Here is a 16,720-nt window from a genome sequence, read left to right on the forward strand (position 1 = left end):
CGACCGGTCATACTGCACGCATGCTGGCGGAGCTGACCGAGCGCGTGCGCCGGGGTGAACCGGTCACCTTCCTCTTCTTCTGGGGACACCGACCGGAACGGGACGGCAGTGTGGGGCGGGGGTGCCTGAGCCAGTGGTGGCCCGCGCGGTTCACGGTGGACGGCCGGGAGTTCGCCACGGCGGAGCACTACATGATGTGGCGCAAGGCGACGCTGTTCGGCGACCGAGCGACGGCCGGGGAGATCCTGCGGACGCCGGACCCGGCGACGGCCAAGGAACTGGGCCGCCGGGTGGCCGGGTTCGACGAGGACCGGTGGGTGGAGTGCCGGTACGGCATCGTGGTCGCCGCGTCGGTCGCGAAGTTCGGGCAGGACCCGCGGCTGCGCCGGTTCCTGCTCGGCACCGGGGAGCGGGTGCTGGTCGAGGCCAGCCCGGTCGACGCCGTGTGGGGGACCGGCGTGGCCGCCGACGACCCGCGCGCGAGCGACCCGGCGCGGTGGCCCGGGCTCAACCTGCTGGGCTTCGCGCTGATGGAGGCGCGCGCGACACTCGCCGGCTGATCCCCCGCGTGGCCGCCGTGCCCGCGTTTCTCCCGGCAGCGGGGCGGGCATTCCGGGACATGGGCGCGACGACGGTGATCGAGCGGGAGCGGAAGTTCGACTTCGACGACGGGCGGCCGGTGCCCCGGCTGACCGGGGTGGGACCGGTTGCGGCGCAGGCCGACGCGCGTGAATCCCACCTCGACACCATCTACTACGACACCCCGGACCTGCGGCTGGCCCGCGCCGGCGTGACGCTGCGGCGCCGCACCGGCGGGGACGACGAGGGCTGGCACCTCAAGCGGCCCGGCGCCGCCGGGGCGCGCGAGGAGACCCAGCTGCCCCTCGGCGACCGCATGCCGCCCGAGCTCGCCGAGGCCGCGCGCGAGTGGACGGGTGGCGCGGACCTCGTGGAGGTGGCGCACCTGCGGGTCGACCGGTTCACCCACGACCTCACCGACGACGACGGCCGCCGCCTGGCGCTGCTGACCGACGACCACGTGCGTGGCGCGCGGGCCGGTGATCAGGCCCACCTGGACAGCTGGCGCGAACTCGAGGTCGAGCTGGACGCCGGGGACCCCGGCCTGCTGGACACCCTGACCGCGGCCCTGCTCGCCGGCGGGGTCCGCCCGGCGCACTGGCCGTCCAAGCTGCGCCGGCTGCTCGCGGCCGAACTGGCCGCCGAGGGCAAGCACGGCAACGCCGGCGAGGCCGTGATGTCTTACCTGCGCGACCAGGTCGACGCTCTCCGGGTGCACGACGCGGGTGTCCGGCGCGGGGACCCGGACTCGGTGCACCAGTTGCGGGTCGCGATGCGGCGCTTGCGCAGCGCCCTGCGCGGATACCGGCGCCTGTTCGTGCGGGAGCGGGCCCGGTGGCTGGCGGACGAGCTGAAGTGGGCCGGGCAGGTGCTGTCCCCGGCGCGGGACGGCGAGGTGCGGCGCGAGATCCTGCTGGACGCGCTGGCGGAGTTCCCGCCCGGCCCGCAGATCGAACACGCCCGCCGCAGCCTCCTGTCCGGTTTGGACGAAGTGGCCGCGCGCGACCGGGAGACGCTGCTCGCCCGGCTGAACACCGAACGGTACGCGCGGCTGCTCGGCGCGCTCGACGAGTGGGTGGCGGACCCGCCGCTGACGATGTCCGCCGAGTCCGGCCGGCGCGAGCTGCGCACGGCTCTCCGCCAGGCGGACGAGCGCCTGTCGGCAGCGGTCGCCGCGGCCCGGGAAGCGCCCGACCCGGACACCGCGTTGCACGAGGTGCGCAAGAAGGCGAAGGCGGCGCGTTACATGGCGGACGCGGCTCGGCCGGTGCTGGGCAACCGGGTGCGAAGGTGGCGGCGGGCGGTCAAGGCGGCGCAGCGTGAGCTGGGCGAGTACCACGACCTGGCGGGCGCGGCCCGGCTGCTGCACGACGGGTCGTGGGACTCGGTGAGCGATGCGTTCGTGTTCGGCCGGTTGCACGAACGGTTGCGGGCCCGCTGCACCGCACTGCGCGCGGACTTCGAGCGACGGGAGCGGCCGGCCGCGCCGTGACTTCCCGGGAAATTCGGTGGAACGCGCCCGGCCGCTGGGACAGAGTGTGGTCGTGCCGTTCATCCGCGCGACGATCAGCGACCCCCAGCTCGCCCCCGAACTCCGGTCGTCCCTCGCCAAGGGGCTCACCGACCTGGCCGTCACGGTCCTCGGCAAGCCGCTCGACCGGACCACGGTGCACCTCAACCTCGTGCCGGCGGACCAGTACTTCGTCGGCGGAGCGCCCGTCGGCGAGGCGACCGGGGCGCACGTCGAGGTCAGCATCACGGCGGGCACGAACAGCGCGGACGAAAAGGCCCGGTTCATCCGCCGGACCTACGACCTCCTCCGCGACACGCTCGGCCTGCTGCCACCGGTCGCGGGGGTGGCGCTCTACGAGATGCACCCGGAGAGCTACGGGTACAACGGCGTCACCCAGTTCGAGTTCCGCCGCGGTCGTCACTGAGCCGCGCGCCGCCGGTCCGCGCGCAGGGCCGTGGTCAGGGCGTGCGCCTCCTTCAGCAGCAGCGCGCCCATCTGCGCCCGCCGCGGCTCGCGGAACCGGGATTCCACCCCGGTGAGGGTCAACGCCCACGCCGGTTCCCCGGACGAGCCGAACACCGCCGCGGCCATGCCCCAGCTGCCCTCGACCACCAGGCCCGGGTTGACCGAATACCCGCGTTCCCGGGTCTGCGCGATCCGCTCGCGCAGCGGCCCGGGCGCGTGCGCCGCGCCCCACCGCTCGGTCAGGTCGACGCGTGCCAGGTACTCGTCGATCTCCCGGTCGGACAGCAACGACAGCACCACCAGCCCGGCCGAGACCACGCCCAGCGGGAACCGCGCGCCCTCGTACAGCACGAACGAGCGGATCGGGAAGTCGCCGTCCTCCCGCAGCAGGCACACCGTCTCGTCGCCGCGCCGGGCCGAGAAGAACGCGCTCTCGCCGGTCGCCGCCGCCAGCCGGTGCACGCTCGCCCGCGCGTGCTGCGTCACGTCGTAACGCGCCGCGGCGGATTCACCGAGCAGGTACAGCTCCGGGCCGAGGTACCAGCGGCCGGTGCGGTGGTCGCGGTCGACGAACCCCTCGTCGGCCAGCGCCGCGAGCAGCCGGTGGGCCGTGGGCCGGGCCAGGCCCGTCGTGCGGGACACCTCGGACGTGGACGCGCCGGGCTCACCGGCCGTGGACAGCGCGCGCAGCACCATCGCGGCGCGGCCGATCAGGTGGGCTGGCGGCATGCTCCCATGCTACGTCCACTCAGTGAACGCGGTGGCCGCGCTCGTTCACCTGACGAGCGATGCCGTTACCTCGCTTGACCCGGTTTTCCCAGCTCCGGTTCACTTTCGCGCAGTGCTCATTCCACGGACGCTCGAAGGAGAGTTTCACGTGTCCAAGGTGTTCGGCGCGGCCGCCGACGCGATGGCCGGCGCGTTGCGGGACGGCATCACGATCGCGGTCGGCGGCTTCGGCCTGTCCGGAATTCCCTACGACCTGATCGAGGTCGTGCGCGACTCCGGGATCCGCGATCTGACGATCGTGTCGAACAACATGGGCGTGGACGGCAAGGGCCTGGGGTTGCTGCTGGAGAACAAGCAGGTCCGCAAGGTGATCGCGTCCTACGTGGGGGAGAACAAGCTGTTCGCGCAGCAGTACCTGGACGGCGCGGTCGAGGTGGAGTTCGCGCCGCAGGGCACGCTGGCCGAGCGGATGCGCGCCGGTGGCGCGGGCATCCCGGCGTTCTACACGAAGACCGGCGTCGGCACCCCGGTCGCCGAGGGCAAGCCGCACGCCGAGTTCGACGGCGAGACCTACGTGCAGGAACGCGGGATCGTCGCCGACCTGGCGCTGGTGCACGCGCACACCGCCGACCGCGAGGGCAACCTCGTGTACCGGATGGCGGCCCGCAACTTCAACCCGGTGGTCGCCACCTGCGGCCGCGTCACCGTGGCCGAGACCGAGGTCCTGGCCGACGGCTACGTCGACCCGGACCTGGTGATCACCCCGGGCGTGTTCGTCGACCGGCTGGTGGTCGCCGCACCGCGGGTGAAGGAGATCGAGAAGCGCACGGTGCGCCCGCGGGCGCTGACCGGAACGGAGGCGTGACCATGGGCTGGAGCCGCGACGAGATGGCCGCGCTGGCGGCGGCGGAGCTGCGGGACGGGGACTACGTGAACCTCGGCATCGGCATCCCCACGCTGGTGGCGAACCACATCCCGGAGGGCGTCCGGGTCACCCTGCAGAGCGAGAACGGCATCCTCGGCCTCGGTCCGTTCCCGTTCGAGGGCGAGGAGGACGCCGACCTGATCAACGCCGGCAAGCAGACGGTCACCGTCCAGCCCGGCGCGAGCTTCTTCGACTCGGCGACGTCGTTCGCCATGATCCGCGGCGGGCACATCGACCTGGCGATCCTCGGTGCGCTGCAAGTCGCCGCGAACGGGGACCTCGCGAACTGGACCGTGCCCGGCGCGCTGGTCAAGGGCATGGGCGGCGCGATGGACCTCGTCGCCGGCACCAAGCGGATCATCGTGATCACCGACCACGTGGCGAAGGACGGCAGCCCCAAGATCGTCGAGACGTGCACGCTGCCGCTGACCGGCGCGGGTGTGGTCGACCGGATCATCACGGACCTCGCGGTGCTGGACGTGACCCCGGACGGGCTGCGGCTGGTGCGGACCGCGCCGGGCGTCACGGAGGACGAGCTGCGCGACAAGACGGGCGCGAAGGTCCTCGAACCCCTGGCGGGCTAGGACTTCGCGCGCGGCCCGGGGATCCGTCCCGCGCGGGGGAGGACTCCGGTGGCCACGCGCCACCGCGTCAGCGGTCCGCCTCCGCGAGGGCCCGCCGGGCCGCCTCGCGGGCCTCCGCGAGCGACGCCGTGATCGTCAGGATGCCGTCGAGCCCCGTCATCTCCAGCGGGCGGGTCACGACCGGGGTCGGGCAGATCAGCGCCAGCGCCTGGTCGGCGGAGTGGCATTCGGCGGCGGTCTCCACCAGGACGGCCAGCCCGAGCGAGTCCAGGTGCTCGACCTCGGACAGGTCGAGGATGAGGGTGGTCAGCGGGACCGGGCCGGTGCTGTCGCGCGCCTCCTTGACGGCTTCGCGGACCCGCGAGGCCGTGCCGAGGTCGACCTCACCGATGATCGCGACGATCGCTTCGCCTCCCTCGCGTGTCCAGCGGGTGGCGAAAGCCTGGGGCACGATCCCTCCATCATCCGTACGGTCAGCCTGCACACCTTACCGGCAGCACCGCTGGTGACGCGGAGCAGGACCGCCGGCGGCCGGGCCGCCGGTGACCCGTCTTGCGTGCGGCCACCGGTTTACCCGGTGCGGCAGCCGGTGAAACCGGTCCACAGTGCACGCCGCGGTGTCAGGGCAGTGCGTCCGGCAGGCCGAAGTGCGCGAAGTGTTCCCGCCCCAGGAACGATGTGATCCCGGCGATCCGGCCGTCCCGCGGTGTCAGCACGGTGATGGACCAGGCTTCGAACGTCCCGCCGGGTGCGGAGCGCAAGTACGCGGCGACGCCGGTCGATCCGTTGGCGCCCACCAGGCGGTGCCGCCAGTCGCCGCAGATGGCCAGCGGGTACTGCCGCGCGAAGGACATCACCGCGCCGGTTCCGCGGTACCAGTGCGGCATCGGCGGCATCGCCCACGTCACGTCCTCGGTCAGCAGCGCCACGAGCGCATCCGCGTCGCCGCGCTCCAGCGCGCCGGCGTAGGCCGTCGCCAGGGTGCGCATCGTGGCGTCGGACGGTGCCGGAACGCGTGCGGGCATGGCCCGCCGCGCCCGTTGCAGCGCCGAGTTCACCGAGGCGGCCGAGGTGTTCATCATCGTCGCGATCTCCGCCGCGGAGAATCCCAGGACCTCGAACAACACCAGCGCGGCCCGCTGGTTGCCGGGCAGGTGCTGCAACGCGGCCACGAACGCCAGCTCGACCGCCTCCCGCTGCTCGGCTCGCGGGCCCGGTCCGGCCGGGTAGGGACCGAGCCAGGCGACCTCCGCGCGGGGCGCGTTCCCGGTGACCACGTGGTCGGCGGCCGGCCCGAGGTCCATCGGCAGCGCCCGCCGGCCGCGCCGCTCCACGGCGTCCAGGCAGACCCGCGTCGCCACGGTGTACAGCCACGACCGCAGCGAAGCGCGGCCCTCGAAGCGCGCCAGCCCGCGCCAGGCACGCAGCAACGCCTCCTGCACCGCGTCGTCGGCGTCGTGCACCGAACCCAGCATCCGGTAGCAGTGCGCGTGCAGCTCCGGGCGCAGCGGCTCGACCAGCCGGGCGAACGCGGGTCCGTCGCCCGTGCGCGCCCGCTCCAGGTCCACGGCCAGTTCGGTCACGAGCGATGATTCTGCCGCACGACGGCGGTCTCCACTTCGGAAAGCCAATCCCGGGAGGAACCATGAACCACACCGTGACCGCGAGCTCACTGCGCGTCCCCGGCGCCGAGCTCTACCACGAGGTCCGCGGACAGGGCCCGCTCGTCGTGCTCGTCGGCGCACCGATGGATGCGCGCCCGTTCGCCCCGCTCGCCGGCCTGCTCGCCGACGGCCACACCGTCCTCACCACCGACCCGCGCGGCATCAACCGCAGCCCGGTCGACGATCCCGGCCTTGATGTGACACCGGAGACCCGTGCCGACGACCTTGCCCGGCTCATCCGGCACGTCGACGCGGGACCCGCCACCGTGCTGGGTTCCAGCGGCGGCGCGGTGAGCGTGCTCGCGCTCGCGCAGGACCACCCCGGGCTGATCAGCACCGTCATCGCGCACGAACCGCCGCTGCCGGAGCTGCTCCCCGACCGCGACGCTCTGCGCGCGCAGAGTGAGGACATCATCGCGACCCATTTCGCCGGGGATCGCGTCGGCGCGTGGCGGAAGTTCCTGGCGATGGCGGACATCGACCTGCCGGAGGCGGTGTTCCAGCAGATGTTCGCCCAGGAGCCCAGCCCGCAGGACCTCGCCGATGCGGACTTCCAGTACGCCCACCTGTACCGGCCGACGACCCGCTGGCTGCCGGACGTGGCGAAGCTGCGTGCGCTGGGCGACCGCCTCGTGATCGGCATCGGCGCGGACTCCGCGGGCCAGATCTGCGACCGCACTTCCCGCGCCCTCGCCACGCTCGTCGGCATCGAGCCCGCCCCGTTCCCCGGCGATCACACGGGTTTCGCCTCGCAGCCGGACGCGTTCGCGGCCCGGCTGCGCGAGCTGCTCTGACCGGCAGGTGGGGCCGGCTCCCGAGGTATCAGGACGGTAAAGGTGTGCGTCCACCACTGGTGCCCGCGCAGCGCGCGCTCTAGGTTGCCAGGGAACTAGTCAAACCTTTGATCTTCTTTCCAACGGCGGGAAGGGATGGACATGACGCAGACCCCCGAGGCCTCGGCCCGGATGAGCCGGTCGCGCGACCGCGGGCAGCTGCGCCGCGTCGTCGGTGCGAGCCTCGTCGGTACGACGATCGAGTGGTACGACTTCTTCATCTACGCCTCGGCCGCGGGCCTGGTGTTCGGCAAGCAGTTCTTCCCCTCGCTGGACGCCACCGCCGCACTCCTGGCGTCGTTCGCGACCCTCGGGGTGAGCTTCGTGGCGCGGCCGATCGGCGGGATCGTCGCCGGGCACCTCGGCGACCGGGTGGGCCGCAAGGCGGTGCTCGTGGCGACGCTGCTGCTGATGGGGCTGTCCACGATCGGTGTCGGCCTGCTGCCCTCCTACCACTCGATCGGCGTCGCCGCGCCGATCCTGCTCGTCGTGCTGCGGCTGCTGCAGGGCCTGTCCGCCGGCGGCGAGTGGGGCGGCGCGGCGCTGATGTCGGTCGAGCACGCCCCCGCCGGCCGGCGCGGCTACTTCGGCTCGTTCCCGCAGATCGGCGTGCCGATCGGGCTGCTGCTGGCGAACCTGGTGTTCTTCAGCGTCTCCGCCGCCACCACCGCCGACCAGTTCGCCCGGTGGGGCTGGCGGATCCCGTTCCTGCTCAGCGTCGTGCTCATCGCCGTCGGCTTCTTCGTGCGGGCCCGGGTTTCGGAAAGCCCGGTGTTCAGCGAGCTGCGTGAACGCCGGGCCCGCCGGTCCGCGCCGCTGGCCGAGCTGCTGCGCACCAACCGCCGCGAACTGGTCGTCGCGATCGGGCTGTTCATCGCCAACAACATGGTCGGCTACATCCTGATCGCGTTCATCAACTCCTACGGCACCCGCACGCTCAAGCTGTCCAGCTCGACGATGCTGTTCGTCGGCATGGTCGGTGCGGTCGCCTGGGGTGTGTTCACCATCGCCGCCGGGCACTGGTCGGACACCTGGGGCCGCCGGCGCACGTATCTGATCGGCATCCTCGCGATGGGCGCGTGGACGTTCCCGTTCTTCCTGCTCTTCGACACCCGCGCGCTGCCGCTCATGCTGCTGTCGGTGGTCGTGCTGGGGTTCGGTCTCGGACTGACGTACGGTCCGCAGGCCGCGGCGTACAGCGAGCTGTTCCCCGCCTCGATCCGGTACAGCGGTGTCTCTTTCGCCTACGCGTTCGGCGCGATCCTCGGCGGCGGGTTCGCGCCGCTGGTGTCGACCTGGCTGGTCGGCGAGACCGGCACGTCGCTCGCGGTGTCCGGTTACATGCTGCTGGCCTGCCTGGTGACGCTGGCCGCGGTGCTGGCCCTGCGGGAGCGGCCGGCCGCGGAGCGGGAGGCGTTCGTCACCGGCGCCCGGTAGCTCACCGGCGCCGGTCGGACGGGAACGAGGTGTCCACGCGTTCCTCCTCGTGGTACGCGCGTTCCTCCGCGTAGGACTCGTAGGCTCGGTGGTCGGCCTCCGTCTCCGGGGGGCCGGCCAGCGCGCGCGGGTGCAGCCGGTCCGTGAGCACCACGTTGAGCTGCGCCCCGAGCAGCGTCACGATGCCCTGCAGGTAGAACCACCACAGCAGGGTGATCACGGTGGCGAACGTGCCGTAGGTGCTCTGCGCGTTGTGCAGGTACCGGCTGATGATCAGCGACGACAGCGTTTGCAGCACCCAGAACAGCACACCGGACAGCACCGCGCCGGGCAGCACGTCCCGCGTGGTGACGTCCCGGTCGGTCAGGATCCGGAACGCCGCGATGAACAACCCGATGTCCAGCACGATCGCGATGGCGTACCCGAGGATGCTCCCCAGCCAGCCCAGGTGCAGCAGGTCCGTGCCGCTGGAGACGAACCCGCTGATCATCGTGCTGACGACCAGGCCGAGCCCGATCGTCACCAGCACGAGCACGCTGCGCACGATCTGCTTGGGCAGGCTCGGCCGGGCGTGGTAGGGCAGTTCCCACACCGCGTTGAACGCGTTCTGCGTTGCGCGCACCACCGCGATCCCGCTCCACAGCGCGGTGAGCAGCCCGACGGTCAGCGCCCACCACGACCCGCTCAGCCCCTGCATGGCCGACGGGTTCAGCAGCGGGAACATCCTGCTCACCTGCCCGAGGACGTCGTTCTTCAGGTGTTCCGGCACGAAGAACCCGAGCAGGGTGATCAGGACGAGGAACAACGGGAAGATCGAGAAGAACGCCCAGAAGGCGATCATGCTCGCCAGGTTCGTGGACCGGTCCTCGACGAACTTGCGGGCCACCGCGACCGGTACGGACAGCGCCGTGTGCTCCTGCTGCACCGCGTCCACGCGGTCGAGGCCGGCCTTGGCCCGGCCGGCAACGCTTTCCCTGCTGTGCTGGCTCACGGTTGCACTCCCACCATCGGCGTCTGCGCGTGGCGGTGAGCTACCCCGTGCGGCGGTGGGTCAACCGGCTTGGGGGATGCGGGCCTCGGCGAGGGTGGCGCGGAGCACCGCGCGGTGGGTCTGCTTCGCTTCCGCGTAGCGGCGGCGGCCTTCCTCGGTGATGGTGACGAAGATGCCGCGCCGGTCCTGCTCGCACATCGCGCGGTCGACCAGGCCCTCCTTCTCCAGGCGCGCGACCAGGCGCGAGGTGGCGCTCTGGCTCAGGTGCACGGCGGCCAGGAGGTCGGCCGAGCGGCACTGGTGGTCGCATGTCGCGAGCCGCTCGAGGGCCTCGAACTCGCTCACCCCGATGCCGTGCCGGTCCTGCAGGCGGCATTCCAGCTCGCCGGAGACGGTGGCGTGCAAGGCCATCAGGTTGTGCCACTGCTGCACGAGGGAGGCTTCGGCGACGTCACCCATGGCACACACCATAGCATGCACAGGAATTTGATGCAAAGTCATTAAACCCTCTTGCATTAGATGCGTATGCATGTAATCTCGTGGCCATGACTTCTCCCGCCCACCTGTCCACCACCTCGACGCGATGGGACGCCCGGCTGTGGGCCGTGCTCCTGACCGTGTCCACCGTCGTGGGCCTGGACGCCCTCGACGTCTCGATGGTCGGCGTCGCGCTGCCGTCCATCCGGGCCGACCTCGGCCTGTCGACCAACGCAATGCAATGGGTCGTGAGCGGATACGTCCTCGGCTACGGCGGGCTGCTCCTGCTCGGCGGCCGCACGGCCGACCTGCTCGGCCGGCGCCGGGTGTTCCTCGTCGCGGTGGCCGTGTTCGCGGTCGCCTCGCTGCTCGGCGGTCTGGTCGACGACGGCGCCCTGCTCATCGCGAGCCGGTTCGTCAAGGGCCTGGCGGCGGCCTTCACCGCGCCCGCGGCGCTGTCGATCATCACCACCACGTTCCAGGAGGGCCCGGCCCGCAACCGCGCCATCAGCATCTTCGCCGTGTTCGGCGCCAGCGGGTACTCGGCCGGCCTGGTCTTCTCCGGGTTGCTGACCGAGGTCGGCTGGCGGTGGACGTTCCTGCTGCCGGTGCCGATCGCGCTGATCGCGCTGGTGTCCGCGATCAAGGTGGTCCCGGCCTACGAGCGGGACCGTTCGGCCGGCGGCTACGACCTGCCCGGCGCGATCACCGGCGCGGCCGGTTCGCTGCTGCTGGTGTTCGGCGTCGTCGAAGCGCCGGAGGCCGGCTGGGCCGCACCGCGGACGCTGATCACCTTCGCCGTCGCGGTGGCACTGCTGGTCGCGTTCGTGCTGATCGAGAAGCGCAGCGCGCACCCGCTGCTGCGGCTGGGGATCCTGCGGTCCGGACCGCTGGCGCGGGCGAACCTCGGGGGCGCGTTGTTCTTCGGCGCCTACATCGGGTTCCAGTTCGTGGTGATGCTGTACCTGCAGGACGTGCTGCACTGGTCGGCGCTGGAGACCGCCCTCGGGTTCCTGCCCGCCGCGCTGATCGTCGCGTTCGTCTCGCCGCGCATCGAACCGCTGATCGACCGGGTCGGCACCCCGGTCACCATCCTCGGCGGCGTGCTGGCGCACGTGATCGCGTACGCGCTGTTCCTGCGGATCGACGAGCATTCCGGGTACGCCGGGTCGGTCCTGCCCAGCATGATCCTGCTCGGCATCGGCTTCACGCTGGCGTTCTCGTCCCTGAACATCCAGGCGACCACCGGGATCAGCGATAACGAGCAGGGGCTGGCCGGCGGCCTGCTGAACACCTCGCTGCAGGTCGGCGGCGCGATCGGGCTCGCGATCGTCACGGCGGTCCTCACCGGCAGCGGCAAGGGCTCACTGCTGACCGGGCTGACCCCCGCGCTGGCGGTGATCACCGGTATCGCCGCCCTCGGGCTGCTGATCGCGATCTCCGGCGTGGTGCGCCCACGCCGCCTCGCCGCGGAGCCGGAGCTGGCACGCGTCTGAGGATCCGGGGGATGTGCGGGGCCTGTCGTCGGGGGACGGGCCCCGCACACACGCGTCCGCACCCACCCGCATGCGGGTCGTGGAAACCGTCCCCGGCGCTCCTGAAACCGGCGTGAAGCCCGGCTGAAGCCGCTTCCCTCGAGAGTCGCTCCCACACGAGGAGCACTCACCACGAGGAGGGGCGTTGACCACCACCACGAACCCGGCGATCGAGGTCGCCGGGTTGCGCAAGGCGTTCGGGGACAAGGTCGTGCTCGACGGGATCGATCTGCGCATCCCGGCCGGCTCGATCTTCGCCCTGCTCGGGCCCAACGGCGCGGGCAAGACCACCATGGTCCAGATCCTGTCGACCTACCTGCGGGCCGACTCCGGCAGCGCCCGCATCGCCGGGCACGACCTCGCCACGCAGGCCGACCAAGTGCGCGCCGCCATCGGCGTCACCGGCCAGTTCTCCGCCGTCGACAACAAGCTCACCGGCGAGGAGAACCTGTGGCTGATGGCCGACCTGCACCACCTGCCCAAGGCCGAGGGTCGCCGCCGGGCCGCGGACCTGATCGAGCGCTTCGACCTGGTCGAGGCGGGCAAGAAACTCGCTGCGGTCTACTCGGGCGGCATGCGCCGCCGGCTGGACCTGGCGATGAGCCTGGTCGGCGAGCCGCGCATCATCTTCCTCGACGAGCCGACCACCGGACTCGACCCGCGCAGCCGCCACACCATGTGGGACATCATCCGCGACCTCGTCGCCCGCGGCGTCACCGTCTTCCTCACCACCCAGTACCTCGAGGAGGCCGACGAGCTGGCCGACCGCATCGCGGTGCTCGACCACGGCGTGCTCGTCGCCGAGGGCAGCCCGGCCGAGCTCAAGCGCCGCATCCCCGGCGGGCACGTCGAACTGCGCTTCGCCGACGCCCGCACCCTCGACCTGGCCGCCCGCACGTTCGGCGAGGTCTCCCGCGACGACGAAGCCCTCACCCTGCAGATCCCCGGCGACGGCGGCGTCCGCTCACTGCGCGCCCTGCTCGACCGCATGGACCACGCCGGCATCGAGCCGGAGGCCCTGGCGGTGCACACGCCCGACCTCGACGACGTCTTCTTCGCCCTGACCGGACACCCAACGGAAGAGAAGGTTTCCCGCTGATGCCCGCGCTCACCGACTCCGCCACCATGCTGCGGCGCAACCTCCGCCACGCGCTGCGCTACCCGTCGCTGACGCTGAGCGTCGCCGCGATGCCGATCCTGATGCTCCTGCTGTTCAACTACGTCTTCGGCGGCGCGATCGGCGCCGGCCTCACCGGCAGGCCCGCCGGCGGCGACTACCTCGCCTACCTGGTGCCCGGGATGCTGTTGCTCACCGTGGGATCGGCCACGATGCCGGTCGCCGTGGCGATCTGCACCGACCTGACCGAGGGCATCGTCGCCCGCTTCCGCACCATGGCGATCGCCCGCGCGTCCGTCCTCACCGGACACGTCCTGGGCAACGTGATCCAGGCCGTGGCGAGCCTGGTGATCGTCCTCGGCGTGTCCCTGCTGCTGGGCTTCCGCAGCTCGGCCGGGGTCGGGGACTGGTTGCTCGTGGCCGCTGTCCTGCTGCTGCTCACGCTCGGGCTCAGCTGGTTCTCCGCCGCGCTCGGCCAGATCTCCAAGACACCCGAGGGGGCGAGCAACATCGTGATGCCGATGACGTTGCTGCTGCCGTTCCTGTCCAGCGCTTTCGTGCCGCTGGAGTCGATGCCGGCCGGCATCCGCTGGTTCGCCGAGTACCAGCCGTTCACCGCGGTCATCGAGACCCTGCGCGGGCTGCTCGCCGGCACGCCGGTCGGGTGGTACGGCTGGGCCGCGGTCGGCTGGGGGGTGGGCATCGCCCTGCTCGGCTACCTGTGGTCGAAGGCGCTGTTCAACCGCGAACCGACGCGCTGACGAGCTCCAGCGCCGCGGCGAGCAGGTCCTCGGGGGCCAGGCCGGCGTACTCCGACACCGCGGCGGAGTACGCCGGCCCGTCCGCGTTCACGACCGCGGCCCGGATCCCGGCGGGGCTCATCGTGGGCTGGAAGTTGCGCAGGAACCCCATGTGTTCGGCCAGCGCGATCATCCGCACGCCGGTCGGGTCGCCGCGGTCCAAGGCCACCATGCCGGCCGCCACGAGCGCCGCCCCGCGCACCGGCATCCCGATCAGGTACGCGGGCAGCTTCGCCGCCTGCTCGCTGAACAACTGCGCGACCAGCACCGGCAGTTCGCCAATCAGGTCCCCGATCAGGTCCAGCCGGCCGTGCTGCGCGTGGGCGACCACAGTGACGGCGGTCAGCTCCAGCGTCCAGGCATCCAGCCCGGGCGCTTCGCGCAGGCCGAGGAAGCCGTTGGCGCGCTGACGGGCGACGGCCTGCCGCCAGAGCACGAGGCCGCGGTCGACCTCGTTCCGCGCCAGCGCGATCTCGGCGCGCACGCCCATGTCGAAGGTGAGCAGGTCGAACCGGTCTTCCACGCCGGCGGAGCCGGACCCGGCGAGCAACCGTTCTGCCTCGTCGACCTCACCCGCTTGCAGTGCGGCGAGCATCAGACCCCAGCGGAGCCCGAGCGTGTCGGGCCAGGGCGTCACATCCTCCACCAACCGGATGGCCGCCCGCAGGTGCCGGCTGGCCGACACCGCGTCGCCGCGCTGCAGGTACAACTCGCCGATGCGGGCGTGTGTCATCAGCCGTAGCCACGCACCGCCCGCCTCCGCAGCGGCCTCGAGCATGCGCAGGGCCGCGGTGAGCGCCTGGCCGGCATCACCCTCGGTTTCCCACCGGTAGCTGTCCACGGCGCGCGCGACGAAGGCGAGCAGCGGGAAACCGCTGTCGCACAAGGCTTTCAGGGCGCGGCGGTCGGGAAGCATGATCTCGGGGAACGCGCACAGCGTGATCGACAGCGCCCGGATCAGGGTCGTCGGCGGCGCTTCGGGCAGACGCCGCAGGACGATCAGCGAGCGCATTGCGCGGGGGCCGCGGAGCATGAAGGCCGTCACGGTGCACGCGGCGGCCGCGCTCCGCGTCACCTCGACGAACGCGGGCTCCGGGTGGAAGTGCGCCAGCACGTCCGGGACCTCGACGGCCAGGCCGGCGAGGCGACCGAAGTTGGAGTCGAACATCCACAGGGCGCCCAGCGCCGCAGCCGCGGCCGCGACCGTCGGGCCGTCGGCGCGTTCGAGGCCCAGCCGGAGCGCCGCCGCGAGGTTGTCCCGTTCGGCCCGGATCCGTTCGGTGGCCGCGGAGGGGTTGTCCGCGAACACCGCTTCGTGGTGCGCCCGACCGAAATCCTGCGCCCAGGCGAGAAAATCGCCGGTGGCCCGGTCGGTTTCACCCGCCTCGTCCAGGCGGGCGGCACCGAACTCGCGGACCGTCTCCAGCATCCGGAACCGGGTGCCGGCGGGAGTGTCGCTCACCTTGAGCAGGGACTGCCCGGTCAGTTCGTCGAGGACGTCGAGCGTGTCCCGCTCACCGAGCAGGTGCCGGGCGGCGTCCTCGGTGAACCCGCCGGGGAAGACCGACAGCGCGCGCAGTCCGGCCTGGGCGGGTTCGTCGAGCAGGTGCCAGCTCCAGTCGACGACCGCCGCCAGCGTGCGGTGCCGCTGCGGCGCGTCGCGCGGGCCGCCGCGCAGCAGCGCGAACCGGTCGGTGAGCCTGCGGGCGATCTCGGCGACCGACAAGACCCGCACCCGCGCGGCCGCCAGCTCGACGGCGAGCGGCAGTCCGTCCAGGCGGCGGCACAGGCCGGCCACGATGTCCGCGGGCAGGTCGGCATCCGGCCGTGCAGCACGGGCTCGCTGCGTGAACAGCTCGACCGTCGCGGCCAGGCCCAGCTCCGGCAGCGGGTAGACCGATTCCGACGACAGCCCCAGCGGAGCCCGGCTGGTGGTCAGCACCCGCACGTCATGGGTTCTCGAGACCAGCGCCCCGACCAGCTCGGCGACCCCGTCGAGGACCTGCTCGCAGTTGTCCAGGATCAGCAACGCCGGAGCGGCACCGAGGACCTCGGCGACGCCGGACAGTTCGTCGGGTGGGAGCGGGGACCGCGACCGCAGCAGCTCCCCGACCCCGAGCGCGCTCGCGACGTGCCGCACCACGTCGCCGTCGGCGCGGACGGCGGCCAGCGGGACGAAATGCACCAGCGGCTGTTCGGCGTCCCGCCCGACGGCGTGCGCGATACGGGTCTTGCCGATACCGCCGGGGCCGGTGATCGTGGTGACCCGGGACCGGCGCAGCAGGCTGCGGATCGCCGCGAGGTCGTCGGTGCGGCCGACCAGGGGATTGGACTCGTGCGGAATACCGTGCCGGACGGCCGGCGCGCCCGCGCGCAACGTTTCGCGGTGCCACGCCTGCAGCTCGGCGTCCGGGTCGGTGCCGAGGTCGTCGCGCAGCTTCCGGCGGTAGGCCTCGTAACGCGCCAGTGCGGCGGACGGGCCGACCGTGGCGGACTCCGAGCGCAGGAGTTCCAGCAGCACTTCCTCGTCGCGCGGGTGCTCGCGGGCCGCGTCGGTGAGCGGTTCGATCGCCTCGGCGTGACGGCCCAGCCGGGACAGCGCCAGCCCACGGGCGCGGACCAGGAACCGGTGCGCGGGACGGAGTTCGCGACGCAGGGTGGACAGCGGGTCCAGTGCGTCGTCCGCCGTGCCGTCCCACAACCGCAGCCCGGCCTCGGCTTCGGCGAGCGCGGTGCGCGGGTCGCCGGTGCGGGCTGCGGACGCGTGCCGGTGCAACGCGGTGGTGTCGACCTGGCCCGCGGTCAGTGTGAGCCGGTAGCCGGCCGGTGTGCTGGCGATCAGGTCGGCGCCCAGCTGGGCGCGTGCCCGCGAAACGAGGATCTGCAGGGCTTTGACGGGGTTTTCCGGTTGTTCGTCCGGCCACAGCCCCTCGATCAGGCGGCCGGTCCCGCACCCGCCGGGCAGGTCGGCAGCGAGCAGCGCGAGAAGGTCCCGCAGACGCGGCGCGGTGATTTCGCGGCCGCGGCAGACGACCTCCGGCAAGAGGCGCAGCTCGACGGTCACCGGAGTA

General features: G+C 72.3%; 16 protein-coding genes. 10 read left to right on the top strand and 6 right to left on the bottom strand.

The window, feature by feature from the left end; all coding sequences use genetic code 11:
- The first annotated feature begins 20 nt into the window (after positions 1 to 20).
- Genes FHX46_RS08265 through FHX46_RS08275 form a run of 3 tightly spaced genes read left to right on the top strand, consistent with a single transcriptional unit; the run spans position 21 to position 2,516 of the window.
- Positions 21 to 560 (top strand): NADAR family protein, encoded by a 540-nt coding sequence (locus FHX46_RS08265; protein ID WP_167112125.1) that lies wholly within the window; start codon positions 21 to 23, stop codon positions 558 to 560.
- A 59-nt stretch (positions 561 to 619) separates the two neighbouring features.
- Complete coding sequence (locus FHX46_RS08270) at positions 620 to 2,071, top strand: CYTH and CHAD domain-containing protein (RefSeq protein ID WP_167112127.1); 1,452 nt, start codon at positions 620 to 622, stop codon at positions 2,069 to 2,071.
- Between the two features lie 52 nt (positions 2,072 to 2,123).
- A complete protein-coding gene (locus tag FHX46_RS08275; protein ID WP_167112129.1) occupies positions 2,124 to 2,516 on the top strand; it encodes a tautomerase family protein in 393 nt (130 codons plus the stop codon).
- Here FHX46_RS08275 and FHX46_RS08280 read toward each other — a convergent pair.
- Positions 2,510 to 3,286: an IclR family transcriptional regulator gene (locus FHX46_RS08280; RefSeq protein ID WP_167112131.1), complete on the bottom strand. Its 777-nt coding sequence runs from the start codon at positions 3,284 to 3,286 to the stop codon at positions 2,510 to 2,512. The two genes, FHX46_RS08275 and FHX46_RS08280, sit on opposite strands and share 7 nt — an antisense overlap.
- 148 nt (positions 3,287 to 3,434) lie before the next feature.
- On the opposite strand from FHX46_RS08280, the gene FHX46_RS08285 reads away from it, so the two are divergent.
- Positions 3,435 to 4,151 carry a CoA transferase subunit A gene (locus FHX46_RS08285; RefSeq protein WP_167112133.1) on the top strand — a complete coding sequence of 239 codons (717 nt, stop codon included), beginning with the start codon at positions 3,435 to 3,437 and terminating at the stop codon, positions 4,149 to 4,151.
- 2 nt (positions 4,152 to 4,153) lie between these two features.
- The gene (locus tag FHX46_RS08290; RefSeq protein WP_167121261.1) at positions 4,154 to 4,795 is read left to right on the top strand and encodes a CoA transferase subunit B; all 642 of its coding nucleotides are present in this window, start codon (positions 4,154 to 4,156) and stop codon (positions 4,793 to 4,795) included.
- 67 nt (positions 4,796 to 4,862) lie between these two features.
- On the opposite strand, the gene FHX46_RS08295 is transcribed toward FHX46_RS08290, so the two are convergent.
- A complete protein-coding gene (locus FHX46_RS08295; protein WP_167105808.1) occupies positions 4,863 to 5,246 on the bottom strand; it encodes an STAS domain-containing protein in 384 nt (127 codons plus the stop codon).
- A gap of 169 nt (positions 5,247 to 5,415) precedes the next feature.
- Positions 5,416 to 6,378 carry a sigma-70 family RNA polymerase sigma factor gene (locus FHX46_RS08300; protein ID WP_167112135.1) on the bottom strand — a complete coding sequence of 321 codons (963 nt, stop codon included), beginning with the start codon at positions 6,376 to 6,378 and terminating at the stop codon, positions 5,416 to 5,418.
- A gap of 62 nt (positions 6,379 to 6,440) precedes the next feature.
- On the opposite strand from FHX46_RS08300, the gene FHX46_RS08305 reads away from it, so the two are divergent.
- Together FHX46_RS08305 and FHX46_RS08310 are read left to right on the top strand one after the other, a co-directional pair.
- Positions 6,441 to 7,253 carry an alpha/beta fold hydrolase gene (locus FHX46_RS08305; protein ID WP_167112137.1) on the top strand — a complete coding sequence of 271 codons (813 nt, stop codon included), beginning with the start codon at positions 6,441 to 6,443 and terminating at the stop codon, positions 7,251 to 7,253.
- Between the two features lie 141 nt (positions 7,254 to 7,394).
- A complete protein-coding gene (locus tag FHX46_RS08310) occupies positions 7,395 to 8,729 on the top strand; it encodes an MFS transporter (RefSeq protein WP_167112139.1) in 1,335 nt (444 codons plus the stop codon).
- A gap of 1 nt (position 8,730) precedes the next feature.
- On the opposite strand, the gene FHX46_RS08315 is transcribed toward FHX46_RS08310, so the two are convergent.
- Positions 8,731 to 9,720 carry a YihY/virulence factor BrkB family protein gene (locus FHX46_RS08315; RefSeq protein WP_167112140.1) on the bottom strand — a complete coding sequence of 330 codons (990 nt, stop codon included), beginning with the start codon at positions 9,718 to 9,720 and terminating at the stop codon, positions 8,731 to 8,733.
- Positions 9,721 to 9,780: 60 nt separating this feature from the next.
- A complete protein-coding gene (locus FHX46_RS08320) occupies positions 9,781 to 10,179 on the bottom strand; it encodes a MarR family winged helix-turn-helix transcriptional regulator (RefSeq protein WP_167112142.1) in 399 nt (132 codons plus the stop codon).
- An 86-nt stretch (positions 10,180 to 10,265) separates the two neighbouring features.
- Here FHX46_RS08320 and FHX46_RS08325 point away from each other — a divergent pair, with 86 nt between their 5' ends.
- The 3 genes from FHX46_RS08325 (at position 10,266) to FHX46_RS08335 (ending at position 13,610) form a co-directional block, all read left to right on the top strand.
- Complete coding sequence (locus tag FHX46_RS08325) at positions 10,266 to 11,693, top strand: MFS transporter (protein ID WP_167112144.1); 1,428 nt, start codon at positions 10,266 to 10,268, stop codon at positions 11,691 to 11,693.
- 184 nt (positions 11,694 to 11,877) lie between these two features.
- Positions 11,878 to 12,831, top strand: coding sequence for an ATP-binding cassette domain-containing protein (locus FHX46_RS08330; protein WP_167112146.1), 954 nt, complete (start codon positions 11,878 to 11,880; stop codon positions 12,829 to 12,831).
- The gene (locus FHX46_RS08335) at positions 12,831 to 13,610 is read left to right on the top strand and encodes an ABC transporter permease (RefSeq protein WP_167105826.1); all 780 of its coding nucleotides are present in this window, start codon (positions 12,831 to 12,833) and stop codon (positions 13,608 to 13,610) included. The genes FHX46_RS08330 and FHX46_RS08335 overlap by 1 nt, the downstream gene beginning before the upstream one ends.
- Here the strand turns inward: FHX46_RS08335 and FHX46_RS08340 are convergent.
- Positions 13,588 to 16,713 carry an ATP-binding protein gene (locus FHX46_RS08340; RefSeq protein ID WP_167112148.1) on the bottom strand — a complete coding sequence of 1,042 codons (3,126 nt, stop codon included), beginning with the start codon at positions 16,711 to 16,713 and terminating at the stop codon, positions 13,588 to 13,590. The genes FHX46_RS08335 and FHX46_RS08340 overlap by 23 nt on opposite strands.
- Positions 16,714 to 16,720: the final 7 nt, after the last annotated feature.

Source organism: Amycolatopsis viridis, assembly GCF_011758765.1.
Taxonomy (GTDB): domain Bacteria; phylum Actinomycetota; class Actinomycetes; order Mycobacteriales; family Pseudonocardiaceae; genus Amycolatopsis_E; species Amycolatopsis_E viridis.